Raw genomic sequence first — 6,402 nt, 5'->3', positions numbered from 1 at the left:
AGCTACCTCGCCGGCCTCCACCTCCGCGCCTCAATGATCTGGATCGACGACCTCCTGAAGGCCGCCGACTGATCACAACCCCACACAGGCCCTAGAGCGGGGTCGCGGCTTTGAGGATGAAGAACAGTGTGACGGCCGAGTTCGCCGAGGACAGCGCTGAGACGGTGGCACCTGCCGCCGCACCCCAGGCGGCCAGGCCCACCATGGTGAAGACCGGCGGCCAGGTGCGTGCGGCGGGCGCCGGTCCGAGCAGGGCGGCCACCCGGCGCGGCACGGGCCCGGCGGCCGTGAAGCCCGCGAGCGTCGCCATGGGCGCGCCACGCGAGACCAGAGCCGCCTTGCCGATCGCCCGCGCCACGGTGCGGCGGTTGCCCACGTGGGTGGCCGCGTCCTCGTCGGCCCACCGCTCGGCGTTGTACATCACGGCCGTACGCAGCGGCCGCAGGAACGGGTTGGCCCGCGCTGCGAGTTGCACCGCCAGCAGGAAGCAGTGATGACGGGCAGTCAGATGGACGCGCTCATGAGCGAACAGGGCCCTGCGCTCGGAGGATGCGAGTCCGGCGAGCATCCCGGTCGTGACCACGATCCGGTCCCGCCTGCCCGGTAGCGCATAGGCGTACGGCGTCTGGTCGGGCAGCACCGCCACCGGGGTTGCGGGCAACCCCGCCAGCGCCCGCCGGGCGCGGCGGCGTACCCGGTGGTGCCGCCAGGCCGCCCGCGTGCACGCGGTGATCACGGCCATCAGGGCGGGGATGGCCACTTTGCCCGCCACCTCGTCGTACGGCACCGCCTCGCGCACCTCGGGGTCCGACCAGCCGTCCGGCAGCGGATTGCCCGGCAGCGCGGTGCCGACCACCATCAGCAGCGCCAGGCACAGCGTGCTGCACACCGCGAGCACTTCGGCGACCGCCGACCGCCGACAGCAGCCAGGTGGCGGCGCGCGGATGCAGGTGCTCGGCCAGGCGCGCGATCGGCCATGCCGTTAACGGCAGAACCAGCGGCAGGAAGACGAATACCCCCATGCCCTCAGTCTTCCTCTTCGCCCGGCAGCTGGGCCAGGAGATCCCGCAACAGCCTCTCATCGCCCGGCGACAGGGCGGTGACGAAGCTCGTCAGGACGGCCTCCCGGTCCGCCTCGGCGTCCAGCACCTTCCGCATGCGCAGGGCAGCGAGCCCCGCCTCGTCGGCGACCGGGGTCCACTCGAAGGACCGCCCGGCCCGCTCCCGGGCAACCGCACCCTTGATGTGCAGGCGGGTCAGGATCGTCATCACAGTGGTGTAGGCGAGATCGCCGCCGAGCCGCTCCTGCACCCAGGCCGCGTTCACCGGCCCTGGGGCCTGACGCAGCGCGGCAAGCACCTGCGCCTCCAGCTCGCCCTGGCCGCGCCGTCGGGGATGCCGGCCGGCGAGGCCCTTGTTCCGGTCTGTCATGCCGTCTCCCTCCCACCTGTCCTGCCCGGCTGTCGCTGCGGAGCGGTTCATCGTACTGAGTCGTGGTCTGGGCGTCCGCTGCCGTTCTGATGCTGTTGGCGTCCCTGGGTGGGCGAGGGCCGATCGCCATCACGGCGGGGTGCGTGCGCATCAGCGTCTGGGTGCGCCCCTGCGGTGAGAAGGAACGCCGCCCGCTCGGGCAGCCTGTGACACGGCACGGCACGCCCGTCGGTTTGGAGATGCGCTTGGAAACTTCTACAGTGCTGTAGTTTTCATGTCCTGCCACTCGGCGAGCCGGGCACGCGCGCTCGACTCCCGGACACGGAAAGGGATGTGACATGGGCGTAAGCCTCACCAAGGGCGGCACCGTCTCGCTCAGCAAGGAAGCCCCTGGTCTGACCGCAGTACTGGTCGGCCTGGGCTGGGACGTCCGCACGACCACCGGCAGCGACTACGACCTCGACGCCAGCGCCCTGCTGGTCAACGAATCCGGCAAGGTCACCTCCGAGAAGCACTTCATCTTCTACAACAACCTCATCAGCCCGGACGGGTCTGTCGCGCACGCCGGGGACAACCTCACGGGCGAGGGTGAAGGCGACGACGAGGCCATCAAGGTCAACCTCGCCGCTGTGCCCGCCGACATTACGAAGATCGTCTTCCCTGTGTCCATCCACGACGCCGAGAACCGCGGCCACAACTTCGGGCAGGTCCGCAACGCCTTCATTCGCGTCGTCAACCAGGCGAGCGGCGCCGAACTCGCCCGCTACGACCTGTCCGAGGATGCCGCCACTGAGACGGCGATGATCTTCGGGGAGCTCTACCGGCATGGCGCGGAGTGGAAGTTCCGCGCCGTCGGCCAGGGTTACGCCTCCGGCCTGGCCGGCATTGCCGGCGACTTTGGCCTGAGCGTCTGACACGGCAGATGCCTGCTGGCGGGCAGGCCCTCGGGTCCGCCCGCCCGCAGCCGGGCTATCGGCCACCGCCACCGTGCTCACCGGTCTGCCCGACAGTGCGCCGACGGGCCGGGGGCGAGTACACAGCTCTGCATGCTTCTACAGTGCTGTAGATTCGATCGTGTCAGTCCAATGCGTCGCTGGGCCGCCACACCTCGGCCCTCGATCACCAGGAGGAAACCGGTGGGAGTCACGCTGACTAAGGGCCAGCAGATCAGTCTCGCGAAGAGCGGCGGGGGCGCGCTCAGCGTCGTACGCATGGGACTGGGCTGGCAGGCCGCACCGCGCAAGGGCTTCCTCGCCAGGCTGACCGCCCGCGAGATCGACCTCGACGCCTCCGCCGTGCTGTTCGCCGGCAACGAGCCCGTGGACGTGGTCTTCTTCCAGCACCTGATCAGCGACGACGGCTCGGTCCGCCACACCGGAGACAACCTCGTCGGCGGCGCCGGCCAGGGCGGGGACGACGAGTCGATCCTCGTGGACCTGCAGCGCCTGCCCGCGCATGTCGACCAGATCGTCTTCACCGTCAACTCCTTCACCGGGCAGACTTTCGCCGACGTGCAGAACGCGTTCTGCCGCCTCATCGATGAGAGCACCGGCCAGGAGCTGGCCCGTTTCACCCTCTCCGGCGGCGGTGCCTACACTGCCCAGATCATGGCCAAGGTCCACCGCTCCGGCGGCACCTGGAACATGTCCGCCATCGGGGAACCGGCCCACGGCCGCACCTTCCAAGACCTGATGCCCGCCATCGCCTCGCACCTCTAGCCCTGTCCGTCGGCACGCGGCCACCAAGCGGTTGCTCTTGTCGCCCGACGCCGCCGACAAAGGGGTGAGCGACCGCCGCCCGCCCTGCCGCGAGACGACCCACCCCGGCCACCTCAACGACCTCGCTGGTCGAGGTGTGTCGCCACAGCCGCCGGTGAGGCGGTCAGAGGTCGGAGCGCACCACCGTGACCGGGCAGCGGGCGTGATGGAGGACGGCCTGGCTGACCGATCCCAGGAGCAGGCCGGTAAATCCGCTGTGCCCGCGTGCGCCGACCACCAGCAGTTGGGCGTCCGCGCTCGCTTCGACCAGTGCCGGGCGGGTGCGTCCGCGGACAAGACGGGGCCGTACGGTTACGCCCGGGTACTGGTCACGGTGTCCGGAGAGGGCCTCGGCCAGTCTTCGCTCTTCCTCCTGCCGGAGCCGGTCCACGTCGCCCACCAGCTCCACCGGGTGGCCCAGGGCGTGCTCGCCGTGGTCGGTCCAGGTGCTCCAGGCGTGGAGTGCGATCAGGTCTGTGCTCCGCAGGGTGGCCTCAAAGAAGGCGAAGGCGATGGCGGCCTGGCCTTGTGGGGAGCCGTCGACAGCCACCAGCACCGGACCGGCCGGGTCCGGGCGTCCTCGAACGACCATCACCGGGCAGCGGCCGTGCGCGCTCAGATATTCGGCCGTGGAACCCAGGAGCCGCTCAGCGAAGCCCTGGGAGCCTCGGTGGCCGATCACGATGAGCTGCGCTGAGTGCGACTGTGCTTGCAGGACCGTCGATGCCTCACCGGCGATCACGGCGTGGCTGATGTGCAGGCCCGCGGCCTGGCTCCGCGCGCGTTCGACGGCGTCGGCCACGATCTGTTCGACCGTTTCGTGCAGGGCGCCGGTGGGAGGTCCCAGCGGCGACGAACCGGGCGGTGCGTGCATGGCAGGCCACACAAAGGCATGCACCACGCGCAGTTCCACGCCTCGCAGCGACGCCTCTTGGGCTGCCGCGTCTACCGCTGCCAGGGCTGAGGGCAAACCGTCCACTCCCACTACCACCGGCCCGTTCAATGACCTGCTCCTCCCCTCCAGGGCGCCCGTAGCCGCCCCGGGGCACCCGTCGCAGGAGCCCAGTGCCGTACAGGGCGCCCGATGGCCCGCGGTACGCCCCCGTAAGGGGGCAGAAAACTGCCGTGCCGTCGCTACGCCGGTCAGTGGCACGACCTCCGAGACCCCGGCGCCGGGGTACACCGAGGCTCAGAACGCCCGTGGGGACATCACCGTCTCCGCCCCGTCGATCACGGCGATACAGCGGGGCGTGCCGGGCCCGGGGGTGATGCGTACGCTCACGGGCAGTGGAGGATCGGTGGGAAGTTCGCCGCTGAGGATCAGGGGCCGCCCCCCTTGGATCTCGGCGCGGCCGGTTTCCTTACCGTCGACCAGCAGCTCGACCGCCCCACGGTGGCCGCCATCGATGTTCACGGTCACCGAGTGCCCCTTGGCGTCAAGGTGAAAATGGTGAGTCTGCACCATCACATGTCTCCCTGGGGGATCCGCAGCCTCTACCCCAAGCATGCCCCCGCTCGCTCGTCCCCTCCCCTGCAGAGGGGCGAGGCCGGTCGAGCCCGGCATGCTCCGCCTGCGTCCTTCTGACCCTGGTGTCGCCCAGTGCAGTGAAATGTCGCAGACTCCCGTATAAAGGGCCCATATCGGTGTAGGGCCCTAAGAAGGTGACGGGTTGTGCTTGAGGTCCCGCTCTGGCTGTGGGGGGCGTTCGCCGCGACGGTCGTGGTGTCACTGACGGTAGACCTGCTGGCCCACCGCACCGCGCATGTCATCGGCTTCAAGGAGGCCGCCGCCTGGAGCGCCCTGTGGGTGAGCCTCGCTCTGATCTTTGCCGCCGTCGTCTTCCTCGCCCTCGGCGCGACGGCCGGCACCGAGTACACCACCGCATGGCTGCTGGAGAAGAGCCTGTCGGTGGACAACCTGTTCGTCTTCGCCGTGATCTTCGCCTACTTCAAGGTGCCCCGCGCCTACCAGCACCGGGTCCTGTTCTTCGGCGTGATCGGCGCCCTCGTCTTCCGCGGGATCTTCCTCTCCCTCGGCGTCGCCGTCGTCAGCCGCTTCACCGCAGTGCTCTTCGCCTTCGCCGCCATCCTCTTCTACAGCACCTACAAACTCCTCAAGGACGAGGAGGAGAGCTTCGACCCGGGCAAGAGCTTCGCTGTACGGCTTCTCCGTAAATTCATCCCGGTCCGGGACGAGTACGTCGGCATGAAGTTCTTCGTCAAGGAGGCCGGCAAACGCGTGGCCACCCCGCTCCTCGCGGTGGTCGCCGCGATCGAGGCAGCTGACTTGATCTTCGCCGTCGACAGCGTCCCCGCAGTCCTCGCCGTCAGCGACGACGCCTTCATCGTCTACACCAGCAACGCGTTCGCCATCCTGGGCCTGCGTGCCCTCTACTTCATGCTCGCGGGCCTGCTGGACCGCTTCCACTACCTGAATAAGGGCCTCGCGATCATCCTCGCCTTCATCGGCGTCAAGCTCATCCTCCAGGCATCCCACAAGACGATCAGCACCAGCATCCCGGAAATCCCCTCGCCGATCAGCTTGGCGGTCATCGTCGTTGTTCTGGCTGGTTCCGTAGCCCTCAGCCTGCGCCGACCCGCCCCACCCCACCCCGCCCCCGCCGCTCAAGAGGAGAAGGGACCCTCCCTGTCAGACGCCGCAACCGAGAATCCCGGACTCGACGGCGCGCATGCTGAGCAGGACCAGCAGCCGGATGATCCGCCCCGACCGGCGCCTTGATCAACACCGCACGACGAGTGGTACGCCGACCGTCTCTTTCTCCGAGCACACGTCCTATTGTTAAAGAATGAGCAAAGACGAGCATGAGACCAGCCCCCAAAGGATGCTTGTCTGCCCGGTCTGCAAGCACCCTCTGGAGACGACCATCAAGAGACGGCACAAGACTCTCGGGGTCTGTGTGCCGGTGTGGGGCCCGGGCCCCTGCCGCAACCCCGACTGCCCCGAACGCCTGGAGGAGCCGGTGCGCAACAGCCCCCAGGACCACTGACTTCACGAGAGGACACCAGGCTGACGGATGCCGCTCGCGGCCGAGGACCGTGGAAGACGCGGTGGCAGAGCATCCGGTGATCGGCTACCTCGTCTGGGCTCTGCTTTTCGGCGCTAGGGTCTGTCGTCAAATGATCTTGCGTGGTGGATCATGGTCGGGTGATACGTCGCCATGAACTGTCGGATGCCGAGTGGGAGTTCGTCCGT

General features: G+C 68.7%; 7 protein-coding genes and 1 pseudogene. 4 read left to right on the top strand and 4 right to left on the bottom strand.

Annotated features, from left to right (window positions below; all coding sequences use genetic code 11):
* Positions 1 to 91: 91 nt before the first annotated feature.
* Together ACFYWI_RS38195 and ACFYWI_RS38190 are read right to left on the bottom strand one after the other, a co-directional pair.
* Positions 92 to 1,022: pseudogene (locus ACFYWI_RS38195) on the bottom strand (M56 family metallopeptidase).
* 4 nt (positions 1,023 to 1,026) lie between these two features.
* On the bottom strand, positions 1,027 to 1,431 hold the full coding sequence (locus ACFYWI_RS38190; protein WP_389240746.1) for a BlaI/MecI/CopY family transcriptional regulator: 405 nt from the start codon (positions 1,429 to 1,431) through the stop codon (positions 1,027 to 1,029).
* A gap of 338 nt (positions 1,432 to 1,769) precedes the next feature.
* Between ACFYWI_RS38190 and ACFYWI_RS38185 the strand changes: the two genes are divergently transcribed.
* Positions 1,770 to 2,345 (top strand): TerD family protein, encoded by a 576-nt coding sequence (locus tag ACFYWI_RS38185; protein WP_389240744.1) that lies wholly within the window; start codon positions 1,770 to 1,772, stop codon positions 2,343 to 2,345.
* 222 nt (positions 2,346 to 2,567) lie between these two features.
* Positions 2,568 to 3,149, top strand: a complete 582-nt coding sequence (locus ACFYWI_RS38180; RefSeq protein ID WP_389240742.1) for a TerD family protein — start codon at positions 2,568 to 2,570, stop codon at positions 3,147 to 3,149.
* Between the two features lie 163 nt (positions 3,150 to 3,312).
* Here ACFYWI_RS38180 and ACFYWI_RS38175 read toward each other — a convergent pair whose 3' ends face one another.
* Both ACFYWI_RS38175 and ACFYWI_RS38170 read right to left on the bottom strand, forming a co-directional pair.
* Positions 3,313 to 4,191 (bottom strand): universal stress protein, encoded by an 879-nt coding sequence (locus ACFYWI_RS38175; RefSeq protein ID WP_389240740.1) that lies wholly within the window; start codon positions 4,189 to 4,191, stop codon positions 3,313 to 3,315.
* 186 nt (positions 4,192 to 4,377) lie between these two features.
* Positions 4,378 to 4,653 carry a hypothetical protein gene (locus ACFYWI_RS38170; protein ID WP_389240738.1) on the bottom strand — a complete coding sequence of 92 codons (276 nt, stop codon included), beginning with the start codon at positions 4,651 to 4,653 and terminating at the stop codon, positions 4,378 to 4,380.
* Between the two features lie 207 nt (positions 4,654 to 4,860).
* Between ACFYWI_RS38170 and ACFYWI_RS38165 the strand changes: the two genes are divergently transcribed.
* Entirely contained in the window at positions 4,861 to 5,928 is a 1,068-nt protein-coding gene (locus ACFYWI_RS38165; protein WP_389240736.1) for a TerC family protein, read from the top strand.
* A gap of 67 nt (positions 5,929 to 5,995) precedes the next feature.
* Positions 5,996 to 6,196, top strand: coding sequence for a hypothetical protein (locus ACFYWI_RS38160; RefSeq protein WP_389240734.1), 201 nt, complete (start codon positions 5,996 to 5,998; stop codon positions 6,194 to 6,196).
* Positions 6,197 to 6,402: the final 206 nt, after the last annotated feature.

This window comes from Streptomyces sp. NPDC002889, from assembly GCF_042888425.1.
Classification (GTDB): Bacteria; Actinomycetota; Actinomycetes; order Streptomycetales; family Streptomycetaceae; genus Streptomyces.
Note: the sequence above shows the minus strand (reverse complement) of the source record. Positions and strands in the feature narration are given on the sequence as shown.

Bases quoted from the DNA above. Each gene is read 5' to 3' on its own strand.
- ACFYWI_RS38190 (WP_389240746.1), bottom strand. From the start codon at position 1,431: ATGACAGACCGGAACAAGGGCCTCGCCGGCCGGCATCCCCGACGGCGC.
- ACFYWI_RS38185 (WP_389240744.1), top strand. From the start codon at position 1,770: ATGGGCGTAAGCCTCACCAAGGGCGGCACCGTCTCGCTCAGCAAGGAA.
- ACFYWI_RS38170 (WP_389240738.1), bottom strand. From the start codon at position 4,653: ATGGTGCAGACTCACCATTTTCACCTTGACGCCAAGGGGCACTCGGTG.
- ACFYWI_RS38160 (WP_389240734.1), top strand. From the start codon at position 5,996: ATGAGCAAAGACGAGCATGAGACCAGCCCCCAAAGGATGCTTGTCTGC.